21 protein-coding genes are annotated in these 22692 nt (G+C 69.4%); 15 read left to right on the top strand and 6 right to left on the bottom strand.

The window, feature by feature from the left end:
* Positions 1–62: 62 nt before the first annotated feature.
* The 13 genes from F0L68_RS38330 (at position 63) to F0L68_RS38265 (ending at position 15380) form a co-directional block, all read left to right on the top strand.
* Positions 63–971 carry a class I SAM-dependent methyltransferase gene (locus F0L68_RS38330; protein WP_149854827.1) on the top strand — a complete coding sequence of 303 codons (909 nt, stop codon included), beginning with the start codon at positions 63–65 and terminating at the stop codon, positions 969–971.
* Entirely contained in the window at positions 968–2467 is a 1500-nt protein-coding gene (locus tag F0L68_RS38325; protein WP_149854826.1) for an MmgE/PrpD family protein, read from the top strand. The genes F0L68_RS38330 and F0L68_RS38325 overlap by 4 nt, the downstream gene beginning before the upstream one ends.
* Positions 2468–2565: 98 nt before the next feature.
* Complete coding sequence (locus tag F0L68_RS38320; protein WP_149854825.1) at positions 2566–3975, top strand: alpha/beta hydrolase family protein; 1410 nt, start codon at positions 2566–2568, stop codon at positions 3973–3975.
* A 73-nt stretch (positions 3976–4048) separates the two neighbouring features.
* On the top strand, positions 4049–5149 hold the full coding sequence (locus F0L68_RS38315; protein ID WP_149854824.1) for a ferritin-like domain-containing protein: 1101 nt from the start codon (positions 4049–4051) through the stop codon (positions 5147–5149).
* A gap of 424 nt (positions 5150–5573) precedes the next feature.
* On the top strand, positions 5574–7250 hold the full coding sequence (locus tag F0L68_RS43960) for an RNA polymerase sigma factor (protein ID WP_223199516.1): 1677 nt from the start codon (positions 5574–5576) through the stop codon (positions 7248–7250).
* Positions 7251–7414: 164 nt separating this feature from the next.
* Positions 7415–7945, top strand: a complete 531-nt coding sequence (locus tag F0L68_RS38300; protein WP_223199515.1) for a hypothetical protein — start codon at positions 7415–7417, stop codon at positions 7943–7945.
* Positions 7929–8900 (top strand): bifunctional lysylphosphatidylglycerol flippase/synthetase MprF, encoded by a 972-nt coding sequence (locus F0L68_RS38295; protein WP_149854823.1) that lies wholly within the window; start codon positions 7929–7931, stop codon positions 8898–8900. Before F0L68_RS38300 ends, F0L68_RS38295 begins: the two co-directional genes overlap by 17 nt.
* A 62-nt stretch (positions 8901–8962) precedes the next feature.
* The gene (locus F0L68_RS38290; RefSeq protein ID WP_149854822.1) at positions 8963–10096 is read left to right on the top strand and encodes an acyl-CoA dehydrogenase family protein; all 1134 of its coding nucleotides are present in this window, start codon (positions 8963–8965) and stop codon (positions 10094–10096) included.
* 24 nt (positions 10097–10120) lie between these two features.
* Positions 10121–11182 carry an SDR family oxidoreductase gene (locus tag F0L68_RS38285; RefSeq protein ID WP_149854821.1) on the top strand — a complete coding sequence of 354 codons (1062 nt, stop codon included), beginning with the start codon at positions 10121–10123 and terminating at the stop codon, positions 11180–11182.
* Positions 11182–12444 (top strand): aspartate aminotransferase family protein, encoded by a 1263-nt coding sequence (locus F0L68_RS38280; protein ID WP_149854820.1) that lies wholly within the window; start codon positions 11182–11184, stop codon positions 12442–12444. Before F0L68_RS38285 ends, F0L68_RS38280 begins: the two co-directional genes overlap by 1 nt.
* A gap of 35 nt (positions 12445–12479) precedes the next feature.
* Positions 12480–12947, top strand: a complete 468-nt coding sequence (locus tag F0L68_RS38275) for a type II toxin-antitoxin system RatA family toxin (protein ID WP_149854819.1) — start codon at positions 12480–12482, stop codon at positions 12945–12947.
* Positions 12944–13921, top strand: a complete 978-nt coding sequence (locus tag F0L68_RS38270) for a diacylglycerol/lipid kinase family protein (RefSeq protein ID WP_149854818.1) — start codon at positions 12944–12946, stop codon at positions 13919–13921. The genes F0L68_RS38275 and F0L68_RS38270 overlap by 4 nt, the downstream gene beginning before the upstream one ends.
* Positions 13922–13952: 31 nt before the next feature.
* Complete coding sequence (locus F0L68_RS38265) at positions 13953–15380, top strand: cation:proton antiporter (RefSeq protein WP_149854817.1); 1428 nt, start codon at positions 13953–13955, stop codon at positions 15378–15380.
* On the opposite strand, the gene F0L68_RS38260 is transcribed toward F0L68_RS38265, so the two are convergent.
* Both F0L68_RS38260 and F0L68_RS38255 read right to left on the bottom strand, forming a co-directional pair.
* Complete coding sequence (locus tag F0L68_RS38260; protein WP_223199514.1) at positions 15295–15759, bottom strand: DUF5360 family protein; 465 nt, start codon at positions 15757–15759, stop codon at positions 15295–15297. The two genes, F0L68_RS38265 and F0L68_RS38260, sit on opposite strands and share 86 nt — an antisense overlap.
* Entirely contained in the window at positions 15759–16292 is a 534-nt protein-coding gene (locus F0L68_RS38255) for a TetR/AcrR family transcriptional regulator (RefSeq protein ID WP_149854816.1), read from the bottom strand. The genes F0L68_RS38260 and F0L68_RS38255 overlap by 1 nt, the downstream gene beginning before the upstream one ends.
* Before the next feature lie 73 nt (positions 16293–16365).
* Between F0L68_RS38255 and F0L68_RS38250 the strand changes: the two genes are divergently transcribed.
* Both F0L68_RS38250 and F0L68_RS38245 read left to right on the top strand, forming a co-directional pair.
* Positions 16366–17025: a pentapeptide repeat-containing protein gene (locus F0L68_RS38250; protein ID WP_149854815.1), complete on the top strand. Its 660-nt coding sequence runs from the start codon at positions 16366–16368 to the stop codon at positions 17023–17025.
* Positions 17026–17284: 259 nt separating this feature from the next.
* Complete coding sequence (locus F0L68_RS38245; protein WP_149854814.1) at positions 17285–18514, top strand: class I SAM-dependent methyltransferase; 1230 nt, start codon at positions 17285–17287, stop codon at positions 18512–18514.
* Between the two features lie 37 nt (positions 18515–18551).
* Here F0L68_RS38245 and F0L68_RS38240 read toward each other — a convergent pair whose 3' ends face one another.
* From F0L68_RS38240 to F0L68_RS38225, 4 genes are all read right to left on the bottom strand, one after another.
* Entirely contained in the window at positions 18552–19802 is a 1251-nt protein-coding gene (locus F0L68_RS38240; RefSeq protein WP_149854813.1) for an ATP-grasp domain-containing protein, read from the bottom strand.
* A complete protein-coding gene (locus tag F0L68_RS38235) occupies positions 19799–21007 on the bottom strand; it encodes a GNAT family N-acetyltransferase (RefSeq protein WP_149854812.1) in 1209 nt (402 codons plus the stop codon). The genes F0L68_RS38240 and F0L68_RS38235 overlap by 4 nt, the downstream gene beginning before the upstream one ends.
* Positions 21004–21501 (bottom strand): FBP domain-containing protein, encoded by a 498-nt coding sequence (locus F0L68_RS38230; protein ID WP_149854811.1) that lies wholly within the window; start codon positions 21499–21501, stop codon positions 21004–21006. Before F0L68_RS38230 ends, F0L68_RS38235 begins: the two co-directional genes overlap by 4 nt.
* A 30-nt stretch (positions 21502–21531) precedes the next feature.
* Positions 21532–22692 (bottom strand): non-ribosomal peptide synthetase (locus F0L68_RS38225; RefSeq protein WP_149854810.1); only part of this gene is annotated, 1161 nt, incomplete at its 5' end.

The following is a 22692-nucleotide window of genomic DNA, read 5'->3' as shown; positions in this document are numbered from 1 at the left end:
AGGGATCGCCGCGCGTGGCACGTATCTGCACTGACAACCCACACGCCGAGAGGACATCGCCGATGCCCCCACCCACGGTGACGCGACTGCGCGCCGGGCAGCCCAGTGCCACTGCGGAGATCAACGCCCAGATGCGCGCGGCCGATGCGACCCTGCACCCGGCCCGCCGCCTGGTCGACGATCCCTTCGCCCAGCACTTCGTGTCCAACCCCCGGTACAAGCTGTTGCGCCTGACGCCGCGCGTGGCCCTGTTCGGCCTGCGGACCTTCGACCGACTCTTCGGCGGTCTGCTCGCCGAGATCCTGTTGCGCGGCAGGTACTTCGAGGAGCAGCTGGCCAGCGCCGTCGATCGGGGCGCGCGCCAGGTCGTGCTGGTCGGTGCCGGATACGACTCGACCGCGCTGCGCCACCCCGAGCTTGGTGACGTGCACTTCTACGAGGTCGACCACCCGGCGACGCAGGCGGTCAAGCGGTCGGTGCTCAGCCGGATCGGCGCGAAGGTCGACAACATCACCTTCATCCCGGTCGACCTCCAGCAGGACTCGCTCCAGGACGGCCTCAAGGGCTCGGGCTTCGACTCGGCCAAGCCAACCGTGCTCGCCTGGCTCGGCGTGTCCTACTACCTGACGATGGAGTCGTTCGAACGCGCACTCGCCGGCATCTTCGCCGTGTGCGCCCCCGGCAGCGTGCTGATCTTCGACTACATGGACCCCGAGGTCATCGACGGCACCAGCGGCTACCGGGGCGCCCGCCGCGCCGCGCAGTCCGTGCGCCGCCGCAACGAGCCCTACACGCTCGGCATCACCGAGCAGCAGGCCGTTGACGCGGCCAAGCGCGCCGGCTTCGAGCTGGTGGAGACCAACCGCGTCACCGACCTCGTCCGCAACTACGGGAAGGACAATCCGTACTGCAGCCCGGACGACTACATGGGCCTGGTGACCGTGCGGCGTCCCGGCGAGCCCACGGCATGACGTTGCTGGCCGAGCTGGCCACCTGGGCCAGCAAGCTGGCCGTCGAGGACGCGCCCGAGCGGGTGGTGGCACTGGCGAAGAGCCAGGTGCTGTCCCAGCTCGCGGCCGTCCGCGCCGGGCTGAGCCACCCGCTCGGCCGCGCCGTCGTCACGGCGTTCGGGCCGCCGACGCAGGCCGACGTCAAGCAGTCGGCCTGCGTGCTGGCCGGGCTCACCGCGTGGCTCCAGATGGACGACACGGCCTACGCCGGCCACCTGTCGAACTCCACGGTGAACGTGCCGCTGGCCTACGCGGCGGCGCGCGGCGCGAGCGGGCGCGAGCTGCTCGGGGCGGTGATCGCCGCGAACGAGTGCGCCGCGCGGCTGACCGCGGCCGCCACCCTCGGGCCGTTCCGGGGCCAGAGCGCGACCTACACCCACCTGGCCGGCGCGGTGGCCGGCCGGTCGCACCTTGAGTCGGCGGACTGGCAGCAGTGGGCGCACGCCATGGCGCTCGCGTTCGGCATGCCGCCGAGGGTGATCCCGCCGGCGTTCCTGGCCAGCGACACCAAGGTGTTCAACGCGTTCACCCCGGTGCGCGCCGGCCTGGATGCCTGCGACGCGGCCTCGGCCGGGCTGACCGGGGCGCTCGACGTGATCGAGCACCCGGACGGCTTCCTGTCCCGGTTCTCCTCCATCCCGCTGCCCGAGGCGGTCACCGAGGGGCTGGGGGAGCGCTGGCACACCGACACGCTGTCGTTCAAGCTGCACCCCGGTGGGCCGGGCGTGGACGCGGCGGTGGACTGCGCGGCGGAACTCGCCAGGGAACTGGGGCCGCTGCGGCAGGAGGACGTCGACGAGGTCGTCGTGCACGCCTCCTGGTACACGGTGTTCGTGGACCGCAGGATCGCCTCGTTCGCCACCGGGCCGGACGCGCCGCTGAGCGTCCTGGTGGTGTCCACGCCGTACACGGTGGCGACCACGCTGCTCACCGGCGAGCTGCTGCCGTCGGACTTCGCCGGCGAGCGGCTGGCCGACCCCGCGCGGTGGGCGCTGGCCGACCGCGTGCGCGTGCTGCACGACCCCGAGCTGACCAGGGACTCCTTCCGGTCCGACGTGCCCTTCGGCGCGGCGCTGCGGCTGGCCGGGCCGAAGGCGGCGAAGTGGGAGTTCGGCTCGGTCGGCCAGGACGTGACGGCGCTGGGCCTCGGCGACCTGCTCGCCGAGCTGGGGCCGCCGAGCGAGACCTTCGAGGACGCCACGAAGGTCACCGGCGCGCGGGTCACCGTGCGGCTGCGCGACGGGCGGACCGCCGTGCGCCAACAGGACATCCCGCTCGGCGGCGCCGGCCCGCACACCAGGGCCAACCACCCCGAGCTGATCCGCGCCAAGTTCCTGCGCGGCGGCGGCTCGCCCTCGGTGGCGGACGCGGTGGCCGACCTTGATCGCCTGCCTGCCGGCCGGCTCGCGGAGCTCGTCGAGGAGGCGCTGCGACCCCCGTACTACGCCGATGCCTGAGTGGCGCAGCGGCATTGCGTGATTTGTCGCGCGGGCTGACGGCCCGGTCGACCGTAACCCCTTAGACGGGACAGCCACCAACGCTTTCGGGAGAGACGATGTCAGCTACAACCGTGGGCGAAGTCGCCAACGGCGTGACCAGCTCAGCGCAGGTGGAGCCTCGGGTGTACACCGGCGACATCGACGGCGCCGACTACCGCATCGAGGTACCGCCGACCTGGAACGGCACCCTCCTGCTCTACAGCCACCACTACCGCATGCCCGGCCTGCCCTGCCCCGCGCTGGTCGTGCCGTCCCACGACGAGCTCGGTCCGAGGCTGGACGGCGACGCGATGCGGCAGATCCTGCTGGAGCGCGGGTACGCCATCGCGGGCACGGCGAAGACCACCGGTTGGATGATGGAGGACACGCTGCGGGACCAGGTCCTGCTGCACGACTGGTTCATCGACAACGTGGCCAAGCCGGAACGCACCTACGTGTGGGGCACCTCGCCCGGCGGCCTCGCGGCGATCGTGCTGGCCCAGCGCCACCCGCGCCGCTTCGACGGCGCGCTGTCGCTCGGCGCGGACGCCAGCGGCGTGATCAACCAGATGAACCTGCGCCTTGACGTCGGCTTCGGGATCAAGACGCTGCTCGCGGGCGAGCAGAACCTCGAACTGGAGACGATCACCGACCCGGACGCCAACTTCCAGAAGGTGCTCGGCGTCATCGGCGCCGCGGCCCAGGGCGACGCGCTCGCGCACGCCAGGCTGATCCTGTCCTGCTCGCTCGGCAACATGGTGCCCTCGGCCGAGGGACACAGCAACCGGGCGATCACCGACACCAAGGAGGCCGTCGCCCACCTGGCCTGGATCGTCTCGGTGTCGCACGCGTCGGTGACCTTCGGCCCCGCACGCAGGAACATCCAGGACCGCGCCGGCGGCAACCCGCTGTGGAACAACGGCGTCGACTACCGCGAGATCTTCGCGCGGTCGACCATGCAGGAACTGGTCAAGCAGGCCTACGCGGAGGCAGGCGCGGACCTCGAGGCCGACCTCGACGCGCTCAACGCCGCCCCGAGGATCACCAACGACCCCAAGGCGACCGAGTACCTGATCCGCACCGCGGGCTTCCCCGGCCTGACCCCGGTTCCCGTGGTCACCATGCACACGACGCGCGACGGCGCCGCCCCGGTCGAGCACGAGCGCGCGCTGGCCGACCGCGTCGCCCTGGTCGGCGACCCGGATCGCCTGGTGCAGCTCTACATCGACCGCAACTTCACCTGCGCGTTCAGCCCGGCCGAGGTGATCACCGCCCTGGACCTGCTCGAGGAGCGGGCCCGCACCGGCAAGTGGGGCGACACCAGCGCCGAGGCGCTCAACGCCACGGCCGCGGCGTATCCGGCGGAGCAGCGGCGGGTCTACAACTTCTGGATCCCGCAGGAGCGCGAGGACGAGCGGTTCGCCTCGCTCGACCCCGCCTTCGTCGAGTTCGAGCCCGAGCAGTTGCAGAGGACCTACCCGTTCTGAGCGCGCGCGGGGGCTGGCGCCGCGTCGCGGTGCCGGCCCCCGCCGTGACCATCGAGGCTGTGGAGTGCAGACAGTGGCTGAGGACAACTACGTCGCCCCGCTGGTAGCGGACGAGTGGGCGTTTCCCGCTGCCGGCGACACCAGGTTCACCTGGCACTACGACAACGGTCGCGAACGGCTCCTTTCCCTGTACCAGAAGGGGAAGGACAAGCAGTGGGACAGCGTCCGGCGGATCGACTGGGACCTGGCGGTCGACCCGTTCGACGTGCTGGGCACCCCGGAGCAGAGCCTGGCGATCTACGGTTCCAAGCAGTGGGAGAAGCTGGGTCCCGCTGATCGCCAGGAGCTGCGTCAGCACCTGGCGTCCTGGGAGTTCAGCCAGTTCCTGCACGGCGAGCAGGGCGCGATGATCTGTTCGGCGCGCATCGTCGAGGCGGTGCCCGACCTTGACTCGAAGTTCTACGCCGCGACCCAGGTGATGGACGAGGCGCGGCACGCGGAGATCTTCGCGAAGTTCCTCCAGGACAAGATCGGGTTGAGCTACCCGATCAACGGCAGCCTCCAGGCGCTGCTGCACGACGCGCTCAACGACTCGCGCTGGGACATGCCCTACCTCGGCATGCAGGTGTTGATCGAGGGCCTGGCGCTCGCTGCGTTCGGGATTCTCCGGGACCGCACCGACAAGCCGCTGCCCAAGCAGATTCTCGCCTATATCATGCAGGACGAGGCGCGGCATGTCGCTTTCGGTCGATTGGCGCTGCGCGACTACTACGCGCAGTTGTCCGCCGCCGAGATAGCGGAGCGTGAGGAATTTGTCATCGAGGGTTGCCACCTCATGCGAGATCGATTCCGGATGCAGGAGGTCTACGAAAACCTCGGTTATGACCTTGCGGAGTGCATGGAATATGTGGATAAGGGTCCGCGACCGAGGGCTTTTCGGTCACTGTTGTTTGCCCGAATAGTGCCCTGCGTGCGGGACATCGGCCTGTGGGGGCCGAAGGTCCGCCAGGCCTATGACGACATGGGCGTGTTGGACATGGCCAACGTCGACCTGGTCAGGATGATGGAGTCCGACGAGGAGCTGGCCGAGCAGATCGACGACGAGAAACGCGAGATGGCGATGCGTCGGGACGAGATCGACGAGGCCGTCCGACAGGGTGCGCTGGCGGACTGAGCGGCCGGTCGCGCGCGAAACAGGATATTTCGCGCGCGGCCGTTCGGCCGCATAAATTGGAGGACTGTCGGTAATTACAGGCGAGGGCGAATGGTCGTGTGACCAACCTGTCATATGGAAATAACCAGGTCTGCCCTTTGGGGCTGCGCGGGCCGTTGACGGTCCAGATTCCTCGGTGTTAACATTTGGCGGTTGAGAGCTAGGCTGGGGATGGTCGTATCGGGGTACGACCGCGAAATGTTTGATCATGCGCCTTGTGGACTTTCTTTGCCAGGATTGTACTCGGCGTGACAGTATTGCGGTTATGCTCCTCAACTAGATATGGTCACGCGCCGGCAACAATTCTGGGGGAATGTTGCTCGAATACATTACTGGCGAAGGCACCTGTCTCCTTCAACGCGGCCCCGCCACCGCGCAACGGTCCATGCTCGACGAGACCACCGAATGTCGCTGGCAGCTGCTCCTACCGCACTACGAGCGACTGCTCCGATTAGCCAGAAGTCGGCTGGGCAATCAGCACGACGCCGAGGACTGCGTGCAGGAGACGATCCTGCGCGCCGCGCTGTTCCGCGACCTCGACGAGAAGCGGGTCGGCCAGTTCCTCACCGTGGTGGTGCTCCGACTGTGCGTCGACCACCATCGCGACCGCGACCGACAGATCCGGCTGCGCCAGCGGGCGACGCTGTGCGTCGAGTCGCTGCCGAGTCCGGAGGAGACGGTCGTCGAACACCACATGGGCGCGTGGATCCTCGACCAGGCAAGGGAACTTCGCGGGCGCGAGCGGCAGATCATGCTGGCCAGGGCGGCCGGGATGAGCACCGCGGAGGCCGCGCGGTTCCTCCAGATCTCGCTGAAGTCCGCAGAGAGCGCTTTCACCAGAGGTCGGGCCCGCCTGTGTGAGATCTACCGGCGCGCCGCCGACCTTCCCGAGAGCGCCGCCGAGGCGGCGATTCCCGTGCAGGCGCCGCGCAGGCTGCCGGTGCGCATCGACCGCCCGAGCGAGCTGGCGGCGCGCGGCCGGGTCCGCGTGCTTCCCTCCGTCGAGCGGGTGACCGTTGCGGACGACGACGCCTACCCGGTCGCCCGGCGCGACTGGCCGGCCAGCCCGGCACTCGCCAAACCCCATCCACCCTCGGCCGACCAGAAAAGAGGAGACGTGACCGCACCCACCTCGCCGGAAGCGGACTGGAACAGCGCGCCCAACCTGATCGACGGGGCGATGACGCTCGACCTGACTCCGCAGCAGTGCAACCTGGACTACTGGATCACCTCGGTGGCGCAGGGCACCCTCCAGGGCCTGGTCGGCGGGCACCGGCCCGAGGCGCAGATCCCCGCCTACATGCGCGAGCCCGGCCCGCTGCGCGACGCGCTGATCTCCGAGCTCGGGTTCCGGTCGATCGCCGAGGAGAAGGCGACCAGGGCGATCTCCGACCTCGTCGCGATCGCGCCCGACCTGGACACGATGGAGTTCTACGCGACGCAGCTGATCGACGAGGCGCGGCACTCCAGGGTGTTCCGCGGCCACCTGGTCGAACTGGGCGTGCCGGAACGGGACCTGGCCGCGACCATCGAGGCGACCTCGGGCAAGGACATCGCGCAGGTGCTGGTGCCGCTGGAGGAGTTCTCCGAGCCGGTGCGGCAGGCCAAGGACTTCGTCGGCGGCGTCATCGTGCTGACCGTCCTCGTCGAGGGCGTCCTCGCGCCGGCGGCCGAACTGTCCGAACGCAAGTGGCGCAAGCTCGACCCGGCCGCGGCGGAGATCGAGCGCGGCGCCGGCATCGACGAGATCCGGCACCTGACCGTCGGCAGCAGCGTCGTCCGCGACTACCTCAAGGACCGGCCGGACGAGAAGCCTCGGCTGGCCGAGCTGATCGCGCGCGGCCAGGAGCTCTGGGGCTCCGTCCCCGTGCTGGACATGTTGCTGCGCAGGGAGGCCCTCTTCCAGGAGGGGCTGCTCCAGCACACCGACGTGGTCGGCGACTACGAGATCTGGCCCGGCCGCAGGCTGGTGGAGACCACGCCGGAGGAGCGCATCGAGAAGGCGCTCGGCTGGTCGCTGGACATGCAGCAGACCCGCATGGCCTACATGGGCCTCGCCTGAGGGACGTTCCACCGAAGCCCATGACACCGCGCAGCGCCGGCGTCATGGGCTTCGCCCTTGCGCGGCGAGGTGCCGGATTTCCGCGCGAGGGTAGGGACCGGGTCGTCCGTAAATACCAGTGACCCGGCGCGCACCCCGTCCGCCGGCTGCCGAGAGGGGAAGGCGTGGACGGTCACAATCGGTTCGAGACGCGCACGACGTTCCAACTGTTGCGCCTGGAGTGGTTCGTCGCGCTGGTCGTGTCGGTGGTCCTGGCGCTCATGCACCTCGGCGCGATCCGCTGGCCGGTGTTTATCGGCTTCTTCCTGATCATCGACCTCATCGGCTACATCCCCGGCGCGATCGCCTACCGGCGCAGCAAGAACGGGCAGATCTCGCGCGGCTACTACGTCGCCTACAACACCATGCACAGCCTGGTGACCAACGCGGTCCTCGTCGGCCTGTGGGTCCTGCTGTTCGGTCCGGAGTGGGCGCTGATCGCGGTGCCGATCCACCTGTTCGGCGACCGGGGCCTGTTCGGCAACTCCCTCAAGCCCTTCGGCGTCCAGTTCGAACCGGTGACGCACCGGGCGTTCGCCGAGTTCGAGCAGCAGTACCGGACGGCCCCGCCAGCGCCAGCTGTCGCGGCGGGTCCGAAGGAGGCAGGTCCGAAGGAGGAGCACTCTGAGGAGCAGCGCCGTGCCGTCAACAGTTGAGGCGATCGAGGCGTTCGGGGAGAACCCGAGCGCGTTCCTCGCACTGAACTCCGACAACGAGTTCTTCACCGACGCCGGCCTGCGCGGTGTCGTTGCCTTCCAGTCCGCCGGCCGCTACCTGCTCCAGTTCGGCGGCCCGTTCGCGCCCCCCGACGACTATCCGGAGCTGCTCGCGCGGTTCCTGGAGTTCGCCAAACAGCGGCGGCAGCGCGTGGTCGGTGTCCAACTGCAACGCTCCGACGCCGAGATCTACGCGGCGAACGGCTTCACGGTCAACCAGATGGGCGCGTCCTACGCGGTTGACCTGGAGAAGTTCTCCTTGCGGGGCAAGAAGTTTGTCCGACTGCGCAACAAGGTCTCCAGGGCGTTGCGCAGCGGCCTCGAGGTGACCGAACATGACGGGACCGACGAGGAGCCCGGCCTCGCCGAGATCGACGCGCAGTGGCTGCGCTCGAAAGGCCGCCACGTCAAGGAACTGCACTTCCTCGTCGGCGAGCGGTCGGGACCGCTCGCCGAGCGCCGTCGGCTGTTCGTCGGGCGCATCGAGGGTGTCGCCGTCGGCTACATCAGCTACTCGCCGGTCTTCGGCAGCACGCCCGGCTGGCTGCACGACCTGAGCCGGCGCAGGCCGGAGGTGCCGCCCGGCGTCATGGAGGCCATCAACGTCACCGCGATCGAGGCCTTCCAGAGTGAGAAGAGTCCGTGGCTGCACTTCGGCTTCACGCCGTTCACCAGCCTGGACCCCGAGCACGAGGTCGCGTCCGCCAGCCGGTTCGTCAGCCGCATCGTGCGGCTGCTCGCCGAGCACGGCGATGCGGTCTATCCCGCGCGCCAACAGTTGGCGTACAAGGAGAAGTGGGCGCCGCACGCGGTGCTGCCCGAGTACATCGCCTTCCAGGGGCGACCGAAACTCGGCGCGATCTGGCGCCTGCTGCGCCTGACCAACGCCGTGTGAGCACCAGCGAAATCACCGCCGCCGTAGTGCCGACCGACGTAGCGATACTGGGGGAAAGTGGAATGCAATTCCTGGAACGGGAGAGGCTTGCCTCGAACAAGTTCCTGCCTGGCCTGGACAAGGCGTTGGCGGACATACCGCTCAGCGAACTGGAACGGCCGGGCAGCCCCGGTATCGAGCAGTTCCGCCAGTGCGGTGGCCCGGGCCTGCTGGTGCCCGAACGCAACTCGGGCGCGGGAGCGAGCGCGCTGGACGCGGTCCGCGTGCAGCGCGCCATCGGCGCCCGCTCGCCGTCCCTCGCGGTCGCCACGACGATGCACCACTTCTCCATGGCGAGCCTGATCGTGCTCAGCGAGATCAGCAACGGCTTCGAGTGGATGCTGATGGAGGGTATCGCCACCACCTCGAAGCTGCTCGCCTCCGGCTTCGCCGAGGGCAGGACCGACGCCAGCATCCTGGAACCCACGATGACCGCCGTCGCCACCGACACCGGCCTGCGGATCAGCGGCGTCAAGAAGCCGTGCAGCCTGTCCAGGTCCATGGACATGCTCACCGCGAGCGTCATCGTGCCGCGCAAGGACGAGCCCGGCGAGCAGTTGGCCGTCGTGCTGATCCCGGCCGACAGCCCCGGCATCACCATCACGCCGTTCTGGGGCAGCTTCGCGCTGGCCGGCGCGGAGAGCGACCAGATCACCCTCGAGGACGTCCTGGTGCCCTACGAGCTGGTCGTGCGCACCGAAGTGCCGCCGGGACAGCGCCTCGACGAACTCCAGATCGCCGGGTTCGTGTGGTTCGAGCTGCTGATGTCCGCCAGCTACCTCGGCGCGGCCAGCGCCCTCGCCGAGCGCCTGCTCGGCAAGGCGGGAGTGCCGGCCACCGACCGGATGCGCCTGGTCGGCGAGCTGGAGGCCGCCATGGCCGGCTTGGAGAACGTCGCGCGGCAGATGCCCGCCGCCGGCCGCGACCAGCAGCTGCTCGCCGACTGCCTGTTCGTCCGGTACGCCGTCCAGGACACGATCGGCCGCGTCGTGCCCCGCGCGGTGGAACTGCTCGGCGGACTCGGCTTCATGAGCTCCGACGACGTCGCCTACCTGGCCACGGCCGTCAACGGCCTCGGCTTCCACCCACCGGCCCGCAACAAGATGGCCGACCAACTCGCCGGCTACCTGCTCGGCCAACCGCTGGCCATCGCCTGACGGGCCGGGAAAGGGAGAAACGAGATGACACGCACCGGCCAGACCATCCTGCTCACCGGCGCCAGCGGCGTGATGGGCCGCGCGCTCGTCGACGACCTGGCACCCGACTTCGACCTCGTCTGCCTGCGACACCGCACCGCGCTCGACGACCCACGGGTGCGTGAGCTGCCCGGCAAGCTGGCCGAGAGCGGTCTCGGCTTGGGCACGGCGGAACTGCGCGACCTCGCCGCCGAGGTCGACCTGGTGGTGCACTGCGGGGCCGCCACGAACTGGCGGTCCAGCCGCGAGAGCATCTTCGCCACCAACCTCGGCGGCACAAGGAACATGCTGGAGTTCGCGGAGGCGGCCGGCGCGCCGCTGTACTACGTGAGCACGGCGTTCGTCGCGCGGCCGCCGGAACATGACGAGGACGCCGACCCCAAGGCGCCCGGCGGGCCCGCCGCCTACATCGCGTCGAAGGTCGCGGCGGAGCAGGCGGTGCGGGACAGCGGCGTGCCGGCCGCGATCGTCCGGCCGTCCGTGCTGATCGGCGACTCCGTTGACGGCCACATCCTGGCGTTCCAGGGACTGCACAAGCTGTCCGGCATGATCATCAAGAATGCGGTGCCGATCCTGCCCGCGCTGGCCGAATCGCTGATCGACTTCATCCCGCAGGACGTGGCGGCGCGGGCGCTCGGCGCGCTGGTCCGGGACGGTGTGACGCACGGCGAGTACTGGCTGACCGCGGGCGCGGCGTCGGTGACCCTCGGCGAGATGGTCGACGTGTGCCAGGAACTGGCCGAGCGGTCGGGAAAGCCGGTGCACCGGCCGAGGATGATCCCGACCGAGGCGGTCAACCGGCTGCTGATGCCGCTGCTCGACGAGATCATCCCGCCGCGCCAGCGCGTCAGGTTCGAGCAGTTCATCCAGCTCATGCTGCTGTTCCAGAACGAGGCCGTGCTGCCGACCACCATGGAGGAGATCCGGCCGGGCCTGTCCATCGACCACGGCCCGCTGTTCGAGTCCTACCGGGTGTCGATGGAGTACTGGTGCGAGCGCAACGGCGTGCGCCTGCCGGCTCCCCAGGACAGCGAGGCGGTGGCCTGATGACGGCGACCGCCGCCGAACCCGTCACCACCAACTCCAAGGACGTCGTCGAGCGCTACCGCCGGCATCTGGGCAGCGGGCGCGCGACGCTGGGCCACCTGCTCGGCGACATCGTGGAGGTCGCGTCGGCCGGCACGAGGATCACCACCGCCGACGGCCGCGAGTTCCTCGACTTCGGCGGCTACGGCGTGTTCATCCTCGGCCACGGGCACCCCGGGGTGGTCGAGGCCGTTCGCCGCCAGCTGGAGTTGCATCCGTTGGCGACACGGGTGTTCCTCGAACCGGTGACCGCGCTGGCGGCCGAGGCACTGTCCTCGGTCACCCCGGCAGGCCTCGATTTCGTGCACTTCGTCAACTCCGGGGCCGAGGCCACCGAGACCGCGCTGAAGCTGGCGAGGGCGCACGGGAAGACCGCGCTGATCTCCGCGCACAACGGCTTCCACGGCAAGACCATGGGCGCGCTCAGCCTCACCGCGAAGCCGCTGTACCAGGACCCGTTCCGGCCGCTGCTGCCCGACGTGACGCACGTGCCCTACGGCGACCTGGAGGCGATGCGCGCCGCGCTCGCCGCCGCCGAGGGGCGCGCCTGCGTGGTGCTGGAACCGGTGCAGGGAGAGGGCGGCGTCGTGCTGCCGCCACCCGGCTACCTGGCCGCCGTCGCGCGGCTGTGCGGGGAGCACGGCGCGATGTTCGTCGCCGACGAGATCCAGACCGGCCTCGGCAGGCTCGGCTCGTGGTGGGGCATCGAGCAGGAGGGTGTCCTGCCGGACATGCTGTTGGTGGGCAAGGGACTCAGTGGCGGTGTGGTGCCGGTGGCTGCCGTGGTCGCCACGGCCGAGGTGTACGCGCCGTTCGGCCGCGACCCGTTCCTGCACACCTCGACCTTCGGTGGCTCGCCGCTTGCCTGCTCGGCCGCCGTGGCCGCGATCGAGGCGATCCGCGAGGAGGGCCTGGTGGAGCGCGCCGCTCTGCTCGGCGATCGGCTGCTCGCGGACATCAGGAAGGCGTGCGAGGAGGAGGCGCCGGGGCTGGTCGCCGACATCAGGGGGCGCGGCCTGCTGATCGGGCTGGAGTTCGCCAACCAGGCCGATCCTGGGGAGCTGGTGCTCGAACTGCTCGACCGGAACGTGCTGGTGAACCACTCGCTCAACGCGGCGAAGGTCGTGCGGCTCACGCCGCCCGCCGTGCTCGCCGACCACGAGCTCGCCGAGTTCGACAGCGCCCTGCGCGGCGCGCTGCGCGCGCTGGTCGGGCGCGCCTAACCAGTTACCGACACGACATGGGGGTTTGACAGATCGTGCGACGCGTCATTGTGCGGGCCAACACGACCGAGTTCACCGCGGCTCACGCCTACCAGCGAATCAGCGACTTCTCCAGGTACCCGGAACTCACCGACGCGGTGCGGGACGTGGAGATCTACCCGCCGGAGCCGGACGGCGGCCTGGTGTCCGAGTGGACGGTGTACTTCCGCAAGGGCCTGCTCCAGTGGACCGAGCGGGACTACTTCGACCACGACACGAGGACCATCACCTTCGCGCAGCTCAAGGGGGACTTCGAGACGTTCGAGGGCAGCTGGCTGGTCGAGCCGGACGGTGACGGCGCCGTCGTCACCTTCGACGCCACGTTCGACCTCGGCATCCCGTCGCTGGCCGAACTGCTCGACCCGGTCGCAGAAGCCACGCTGCGCAACAACATCGTGATGATCCTGCGCGGTCTGCTCGACGGCGTGGAGGTGGTCGCCGAGGAGGCGACCGCCGCCACATGACGGCGATCGAGGCGCCGCCGAGGCGATGCCTGCTGGTGGCCAATCCCGCGGCCGGACAGGTCGCGGCCGACGTGCTGCGCGTCGCCGAGGAGCAGTGCGGCGCGGCGGTGGCCGAGGTGGCGGTCGCCAGGACCGATCGGGTCGGTCACGCGACCCGCATCGTCGCCGACGCGTTGGCGCTGCCCGAGAACGAGCGTCCCGACGTGATCGTGGCGCTCGGCGGCGACGGCACCGTCCGCGAGGTAGCCGAGGGATTCGCCGGCGCGGACCCGGTGCGCAGGGGCGCGACGAGCCTGCTCATCGTGCCGGCCGGCACCGGGAACTCCTGCCACCGCGCGATCTGGGGCGACCGGCCGTGGCAGGAGGTGATTCCCGCCGTGCTCGGCGGCGAGCCGACCAGGATCCGGTTCCTCGACCTGCTGCGCGTGGTCGGGGAGGACCGCATCGTGCTGCTCGGCGCGTCCGCCGGGTTCATCGCCGAGGTGACCGCCGAGGCGCGCACCCTCCGCGATACCGTGGACGGCCGGCAGCGCTACCACGAGGCGCTCGGCCGGGTCTGGCTGCGCGGGCCGAGCGACTACCCCGGCCGGGTGCTGCTCGACGGCGCGGTGCTGCACGAGGGCATGACGACGATGGTCACCCTCGGCGGCGCGCGGCACCGCGTCGGCACCTTCGAGGTGCTGCCGAGGTCCGTGCTGGACGACGGGCTGCTGGACGTCTGCGCCGTCGACGGCGGACTCACCGACCAGGCCCGCCAGGACGCGGCGGTGCGCATCATGTCCGGCACGCACGTCGGCACGCCGGGCATCACCTACGCGCAGGGACGGTCGGTCACCATCGAGCGCACCGACGGACACCCGCTGTGTTTCGAACACGACGGAGAGGTATGGACACGGGAGGACACGACCCTCACTCTGGAGATCATGCCGGGTGTGTTGCCGGTGCTGTCGCCGCGCGAGCCGGTGGCCGGCTGACGGGTGTCTTCGGGAAGGGGGAACGAAGATCGTGCTGCTCAAGCGATATCGGACTCTGCTGACGTACCTGGCCTTCGCGGTGGTGCCTGCCTTCGCGGTAGTCCTGGTGGTCCGAATGGAGGAAGGTCGCCTCGGCGCCGGCACGGCCGGTCAGGGCGCCACCTCCGGCGTCACCCTGGTCGCGCCGCCGGAGGTCTACAAGCTGCTGCTGGCGGTCGCCGTGATCGTGGCCGCCGCCTACGGCGCCGGATCCCTTTTCAAGCGGTTGGGCCAGCCGAGGGTGGTCGGTGAGATCGTCCTCGGCATCCTGCTCGGCCCGTCCGCGCTCGGACTGCTGTTCCCCCAACTGGAGCACTGGCTGTTCACGCCGTCGATCGCGTCGTCGTTGGACATGTTGGCCCAGTTCGGCGTCATCTTCTTCATGTTCCTCACCGGGCTCGAACTGCCGATCGCCCGGTTGCGCGGCAGCGGCCCGATGGCCGTGGTGCTCGGCCACGCCTGCATCGCCGCGCCCATGCTGCTCGGTGTCGTGCTCGCCAGCACCCTGAGTTCGCGCTACCGGCCGCAGCACATCGGCGCGGTGCCGTTCATGTTGTTCTGCGGGCTGGCGTTGAGCATCACCGCCTTCCCGGTGTTGGCGCGGATCCTGGTGGAACGCGGCCTGGCCAAGCACCGGCTCGGCGTGCTCGGCCTCACCACCGCCGGCATCGGCGACGTGACAGCGTGGTGCCTGCTCGCCGTGGTGGTCGCCTCGGTGCGCAGCCAGTCCCTGTCCGGCAGCCTGTTCATCGTGCTGTGGACCGTCCTTTTCGGACTGTTCGTGCAGTTCGTGGTGCGCGCGCCGCTGGCGCGGCTGTTGCGTTCGCTGGCCGCCGCGGGCCGCCGCGAGGCCGTGATGATCGTGGTGGTGACGACCGTACTGGTGTCGGCGCTGGCCACCGAGCGGATCGGCGTGCACCCGATCTTCGGGGCGTTCATCGCCGGGCTGATCATGCCGCGCGACGCGATCATGGTGCACGAGGTGGCGCACCGCATCCAGGGCTTCACCGGCTGGGTGATGCTGCCGCTGTTCTTCGCCACCGTGGGGCTCAAGACCCACATCGGCGGCCTCGGTGGCGCGGCGGGCTGGGGCGTGTGCGGGCTGATCGTCGCGGTGGCGATCTTCGGCAAGTTCTTCGGCACCGCGGTGCCGGCGCGGCTGCTGGGCAACGACTGGCGGTCCTCCCTCGGGTTGGCCGCGATGATGAACTGCCGTGGCCTCACCGAGTTGGTGGTGCTGAACCTCGGGCTGAGTCTCGGCGTGATCCTGCCCGACCTGTTCGCGATGCTGGTGGTGATGACGGTCGTCACCACGATGCTCACCGGACCGCTGCTCAATCGCCTTGGCATCGCAGGAATCCGCGACGAACCGGGCGAGGAACAGGCCGTCGAGGCGGTGTCGGCGCCGGGTCGGGCCTGACCGAACGGGTCAGCACGAGGATCGCGGGCAGCGGGAACAACAGCAGCGCGAGGTTGGGCAGCCACCAGGTGAGCTCGAAGTCCCCGCGCAGCGTCCAGAACGCGATGGCCTGGAGCCCGGCCACGCTGGTGAGGGTGAGCGACACCAGCATCAGCGCGCGGCCGGTCTCCGGCCGGCGCAGGCTCAGCAGCCCGGTGACGCTCGCGGCCACGTCGAGGACGAGGAACGAGAAGTTCCAGTCGCTCAGGATCGGGTTGGTGTAGTCCTTGTACGCCAACTCGGGCGGGATCAGCCCGGCAATCGTGCTGGCCCAGTACACCAGGAAGCCGACGTCGGTCACGAGCATCGCGACCTTCGTGCCGCGCATCAGCCGGTCCATCAGTCGTTCTCCGTCCTGGCGAGTTGGTCGAGGCTGGCCCGGATCCGGACGTGCAGGTCGCCGGCAGGCGGCGCGAGGTCGGTGACCCGCGCCAGCCACCAGCCGTCGACGGCGAGCCGCACCAGGGTGGCCGCCGCCGGGTCGAGGCCGTCGTTCGCCAGCCGGTCCTGCCAGACCAGGTAGTGGCCGCGGAGCAGCGTCAGCATCTCCGGGCCGCCGGAGAGGGCGGCCAGCAGCGCGACCGCGACCCGGTCGCCCTGGCCGTCCGCGGGCACGTCGGTCGCCGGGATCGTGGCGTCCAGCCAGGCGCGGGTGAACGCGCCCGGCGGCGAGCTTCGCGGCGGCAGGTACGCCTCGAACGCGTCGACCAGTCGCAGCACCACCCCCTCGATGAGCGCCTGCCGCGTGCCGAAGTGGTGCAGCAGTCCGCCCTTGCTGACGCCGGCCTTCGCGGCGACCGCGTCCAGCCGGATGGCGTTCACGCCCTCCCGGACCAGCAGTTCCTCGGTGGTGTCCAGTATTCGATCCCGCATGGCTTCCCTCCCGACCGTCCAGACGGTCGGTAACTCTAAGCCGTTGTCGTGGCGATCGCCTAGGGTTCGGCCCGTGCAGTTCCGAGAGCTGGGAAACGGCCGCACCGTCCGGCGGCCCTCGATCGACCCCGACGAGCTGGTGGCGGAGGCCGCCGACTTCGCCGGCGAGTTCGACGTCGACCTCGCGCGGGTGACCGGCGACAGCGCCGGGGCCGCAGGGCGCGGCTCGGTGACCGACTCGATGCTGGAACAGGTCGACCTGGCCGACGCGCGGCTCGGCCCGTTGACCGTGTCCGATGCGGTGCTCACCGCCGTCGACCTGTCCAACGCGGCGGTCACGCGTCTCACCGCGCGGACGGTGGAACTGGTGCGGTGCAGGGCGATCGGGCTGCGCGCCTCCTTCGAGCTCGCCGCCGACCTCTACGCCGAGGACTGCCAGTTCGACTACGCGACGATCGACTTCGACCGCGTGCGGGGCACGGTCGCGTTCGTCGGCTGCTCCTTCAAGGACGCGACGATCTCCGGCGACCTGTCCTCGGTGTTGTTCGATGGCTGCGACCTGACCGGCGCGCAGTTCGAGGCGACGCGGGCGAAGGACTGCGACCTGCGCACCTCGCGGCTGGCCGACGCACGCGGCCTCGCGCGGCTGCACGGCGCGCTGATCACCACCGAACAGGCCGTCTCGATCGCCGTGCAGCTGGCCGCCGAGGTGGGACTGTCCGTTCGGGACTGAACCCGTCGAACCACGGAACGGCAGGTATTCCTGGGACCGCTGTCTTCGTCGACCAGTTGTCAAGCCCTGCGGCGAATATTCTGTCGGTGGCTCAGGAGTCGCTTCTTCCCCTAGACCGGCTCGCTTGTCGATGTTGACAGATCGCGCAGGGTGGAGCTAGTTTTGCGGTTGGAATGTGACGCGTCCGGCGTAATTCCGATCACGGCAGCTGTGTGATTCTGGGGATTGCTGGCGATCGAGATTCGGCAGGGGTGACCGTATGGCGGTAGAACAGCAGCTGGACCGGCATGAAAGCATCGTGTCCTCGTTCTACGGATCGTTTCCGTATCCGTGGCGGCCGATGTATTTCGATGTTGTCAGCGATCCGGACTTCTACGGCGACCTGATCCGACAGGAAACCGGGCGTCGCGACCTGGCCACATTTGATGACATCTGGGTCGCGGGTTGCGGAACCAATCAGGCGCTGATCACCGCGCTACAGTTTCCGCAGGCGTCCGTGCTCGGCACGGACGTCTCGGAACAGTCCCTGGCGATCTGTGCCGAGAACGCCAGGAAGCTCGGCGTCACGAACCTGCGGCTGGTGCAGCAGGGCATCGCGCAGGCCGACTACGCGCAGGCGTTTGACCTGGTCATCTGCACCGGGGTGATCCATCACAACCCCGACCCCGTCCGGTGTCTCGCCCGGCTGTCGGCCGCGCTCCGCAGCCACGGCGTGCTCGAGCTGATGGTCTACAACAAGTTTCATCGGAGAGAGAAGAGCGCGTTCCAGGAGGCGCTGCGGATTCTCCTTCCAGGAGAGGAACGGGACCATCACGAGCGGCTTTCCTTCGCCCGCTCACTGGCCGACTCCATTCAGGTCGAGAGCACGCTCTCCACATACCTGAGCGATTCGGCGAACCGGCCGGAGGCGTCCTGGGTCGACAGCTGGATGAATCCCTGCGAGCAGTCCTATGACGTCGACGCGCTCTGGGCGATGGCCGAGCAGTGCGGACTCACCGTGGACGCGCCGAAGGTGAATCAGTTCGACCGGGGACGCAACCAGTTCCTGTGGACGCTAGACCTGACCGACGAGAAACTCCTGCGTGAATTCTTCTCGCTGGACGACAGGGCCCGCTGGCAGGTGGTGAACCTGCTGCACATGAACTCGTCGCCAATGCTGTGGTTCTATCTGCGTCCCGCCGGGGAAAGAGTGTCGGAGGCGGACCGTAACCGTATTTTCCTGGACAGCGTGCTGGCTCGGCCAACGGCCACCCGGCAGCGGCACGTGCTGAACGGAGACGGGGAGTACGAGCTGAACTCCCACGTGTTCGAGTTCCAGAAGTGGGCGCCGGAGCCGGAGGTGCGGGCGGTGTGGGACGCGGCCGACGGGACGAAGACGGGCCGGGAGATCTTCGCGGAGATCGGCAGGGGCGAGGACTTCAACTCGGTCCACCGGGCCAGGGTCATGCTGACGTCGGTGGAGTTCCCGCACCTGACGATGCGCTCCTAACACGATGAGTGGCCGTGCCCGGCCGGGGCACGGCCACTCATCCGGCGAGGGCTTCGATGATCACCTCGCGTTCGATCCGGCGCAGCTCGGCGTAGTCGGCCCTGACCTGGCCGGGGTCCTCGTGTCCGAGCACGACCGTCCCGAAACCCTGCGAGTCGAACAGGTCCGCGGTCTGCGCGATGTGGTCCCCGTCCCGGACGTTGACCTGGAGATGGCAGAAGCTCTCCAGGTCGCGGATCGCGTCGAGGGCGACGAGGTTGCCGACCCGCCCCGACGTCCGCGCCATGAAGTACGCCACCAGCACGCTCTGCTCGAGCGGGTAGTCCGCCCTGATGTCCCGATCACCGCCGAGATACCGGACCAGGCGGTCGATCGCGTTGTCGCCGGTGGCCAGTTGACAGGTCCACGGCTGCCCGCCCCCGCCGAGCCGTGCGGCCGTCTCGATCAACAGCGGGCCCCGGTCGGTGAGCATCACCTCGGTGTGCGCCGCGCCGAACCTGACACCGACGGCGTCGAGCACCCGCCGCACGTACTCGACCAGCTCGGCGTGGCCCGGCCCGTCGAACGGCAGGAACTCCATGCTCTCGTACACGGCGATGTGCCCGCCGTTGTGCGCCTTGCGGTAGCGCGCGATGTCGTTGACGGTGTGCCGGCCCTCGAAGGAGAACGTGTCGACCGCGTACTCGGTGCCGGTCACGTACTCCTGCACGATCACGTCCTCGTTGACCTGCCCGTAGCAGTTGACCGCGCCGAGCAGCGCGTCGACGGCCGCGCGCCAGTCGCGGCCGCCCGGCACGAACATCACGCCGTCCGTGCTGGAGGACTCGGCGGGCTTGACTACGAGATCGCGTCCGCGCAACCCCGTCAGGTCCAGCCACGGCTCGACCTCGGCGGGGTCGCGGGTGCACAGGCTGCCGATGGTGGCCAGGCTGTGCGCCGCGACCGCCGCGACCATGTCGCCCTTGTTGCGGCGCGCCGACGACAGGTCCGGCGTGTTCGCGAGGCCGGGCGTCAGCTCGGCGGCCAGCAGGTCGCCGAGCCGCGTGCCCGACTCGGCGCCAGCAATCACCGCGACCGGCTCCAACGCGCGCAGCCGGGCGAGCACCCGGTCGGCGTCCGCATCCCACCAGAGGTGCTCGTCGAAGTCGGCCGGCCGGAAGGTGTCGGCGTAGGGCGGTAGCTTCGCCTGTGTCACGGCGACCGGCGAGAGGCCGTCCTGCCGCAATGCCGGCGCGAGCATCGCCCCCGACGAGTACGGCTCGACGATGACCACGACACGACCGCTCATGAGCGCCCCTCCTGGACTTCCTGCGGCCAACAGAGATCGAGCAGCGGAACCCACCGGTCCCGGTCGAAATGCCGAGGCATCGCGGCCAACTGCTGCTCCCAGTACCTGCGCACACCCCGCCGGGCCGCGTCGGGCGCGGCGTCGTCGACCGGTGCGCCGTGCACCGGGAGCACCACCGACGCCAGCGGGTCGATCCGCGCCCCGCGCAACGCCTTCGCCTGGTGGGAGGCCGTTCCGAGGTGCAGGCCCCGCAGGCCGTTGTCGTAGCAGTGCCGCAGCGGCTCGTGGATGACGACGTTGAAGTACTCGGCGGCGCCGGGCAGCCGGTCGTAGTCGAACCCGGCCAGCCGAACGTAGAGCCACTCGCCCCATTCGTAAGCCAGGGCCATGCCGACCATGTCGCCACCGCTGCGGCAGGAGAACAACCGGCCCCGACCGCGCAGCGCGTCGTGCTGTCGTTCGAGTGCGGCGGTCTCGTCCCGCGCCGACATGGTCCTGTCGTACTTCTCGCTCAGGTTGCCGAGCAGAGCGACGATCTCCTCGGTGTGCTCGGCCGGGTCCTCGACGGTGACCCGGAGGCCGCTCGCGGCGAACCGCCTCATCTCGGTGCGGATGGTCCAACGCTGTTTCGCAGGGAGCCCGCCGAGCCGGTCCTCGAAGTCCCTGCCCGTCGCATCGAGCCACGCGTCTCCGCTGTAGCTGAGCATCGGTCGCGCGCCACTGCCCTCGGCGACCAGGTCAAGTCCCCGGTCGTTGAGGTACAGGAAGGAGACGTGCGCGCTGCGTTCCCCAGCCGCCAGGTCGGTCAGCGCGGCCAGCAGGGCCGCGACGGTCTCGCGCCGCCGCGCCTCGGACAGCCCGGCGGCCAGGAGCGGCTCGTTCCGGTAGCCGCTTCGGCTGCCCGCCAGGCAGTCCGGGGCGCCGTCGACCGCGGGCGGCAGGTTCCGGAACACCGATCGGGACGTGTAGTGCTCGTCGGCATCCTCGGCCATGAAGTAGACCGGCAGCGCGCCGACCGCCGTCGCGCCGTCGTAGGCGAGGAGATACCGGCAGTGCCCTCGGGTGCCGGCCTCGACGGTTCGCAGCCACTCGTGCGACGAGTAGAGGCCGGCCTGTTCGGCCAGCGGGTTCCAGACCGTGGCCGGTACGTCCGCCAGCGCGGCGACGGTCGCGACCCGCAGCGCGGTGATCGGTTCAGCTCTCATGCCGTGCCAAGGACCTTGTCGACGAACCGGCCGAGGTTCGTCATCATCCGGACGGCTCGCTCCTCCGTGGTCAGCGTTTCGTGTGGCTGCGGGACCGACGGCGAGGCCGTGCCGGCGACGTAGCCGCAGCAGCGCAGGTCCGCGCAGGCGTAGGTGCCGACGGTGTTGCCCTGTCGGCCTGGCGTGCCGGCCCGGCGCGCCGCGAACAGGGAGATGCTGGCCAGGTCCTGGGTGGTTACGCAGAACGCGCACATGTTCTTCTTCAGGCGGCTGCGCGAGGAGACGTTCGCCGCGAGTCCGATGCCAAGGACGGTGTCGTCGCGTTCGAGCACGACATAGCCGCGATTGGGGGCCTTGCCGTCGCGCCAGCCGAGGAAGTCCAGCTCGTCCCACTTGGTCCGGTCGAACTCGTTGGGCAGCACCATGGAGCGGACCTCGCTCTTGGTGCAGTTGACGAAGGACTTCCTGATCTCCTCGGAGGTCAGTGGGCGCATCGGTGTGGATCCTTACCTTGTCGGTCGCGCTCAGGCGAGTTCACGGAGCAGTGCGAGGGCCTCGTCCTCGCTCAGGTCCCTGATCCTGGCCTCCAGCAGGGACTCGAGCTCCGAGGCCAGCGCCCGCACGGTGGGGCTGGTGAAAACTACCTGGAGCGGCAGTTCGACCCCGAACCTGCTGCGCACCCGCGCGGTGAACTTGGCGGCGAGCAGGGAGTGCCCGCCGAGGTGGAAGAAGTTGTCCTGGGCCCCGATGCGGTTCGTGCCGAGCAGATCGGCCCAGATCGCGACGACGGCCTGCTGCGCGGGCCCGGTCGGCGCGACGAACTCCGTTCCGGTGAGCGCCCCGGGGTCGGTCGGCTCGGGGAGCCGCAGTCGGTCGACCTTTCCGTTGGCGTTGAGTGGAAGCCGGTCGAGCACGATCACCAGCGACGGCGTCATGTAGTCGGGCAGGTGGTCACCGACGTAGGCGCGGACGTCGTCCGGCGACACCGTGACATCGAGGTCGGCCGGGGTGACGTAGCTGATGAGCCGCTTGAGTCCGTTGGGGGCTTGGTGGTGGGTGGTGATGGCGTTTTTGATGGTGGGGTGGTTGTGGAGTGTGGTGTCGATTTCGCCGAGTTCGACGCGCATGCCGCGGATTTTGATTTGGTGGTCGTTGCGGCCGGTGTATTTGAGGGTGCCGTCGGGTCGTTGGTAGCCCTGGTCGCCGGTGTTGTACATGCGTTGGCCGGGTTGGAAGGGGTTGGGTAGGAAGGTTTGTGCGGTTTTGGTGGGGTTGTGGAGGTAGCCGCGGGCGAGTCCGGTGCCGGCGATGTAGAGGTTGCCGGTGGTGCCGAGGGGGACGGGGTTGAGGTGGTGGTCGAGGATGTGGATTTGGTTGTTGTCGAAGGGTTTTCCGATGGCGGTGGGTCCGGTGTCGGTGGTGTCGTGGTGGGTGCAGGTGTGGATGGTGGAGTCGATGGAGACTTCGGTGGCGCCCCAGGTGTTGTGGAGGGTGCCTGGCATGGTGTTGTGGTAGCGGGTGATGGTGTTGGGGTGTAGGGCTTCTCCGCTGGAGACGGTGTTGCGGAGGTGGGTGAGGGTGGTGTGGTCGTGGGGCGTGATGGTGTCGAGGATCATGTCGAGCATGCTGGGTACTGTTTGCAGGAGCACGGTTTTGTGTCGTGCGGCGGCGTCGATGATCGCGCG

The sequence above is a fragment of the Solihabitans fulvus genome (genome assembly GCF_008386585.1).
Taxonomy (GTDB): domain Bacteria; phylum Actinomycetota; class Actinomycetes; order Mycobacteriales; family Pseudonocardiaceae; genus Solihabitans; species Solihabitans fulvus.
This window is presented reverse-complemented; position numbering and strand designations above follow the sequence as displayed.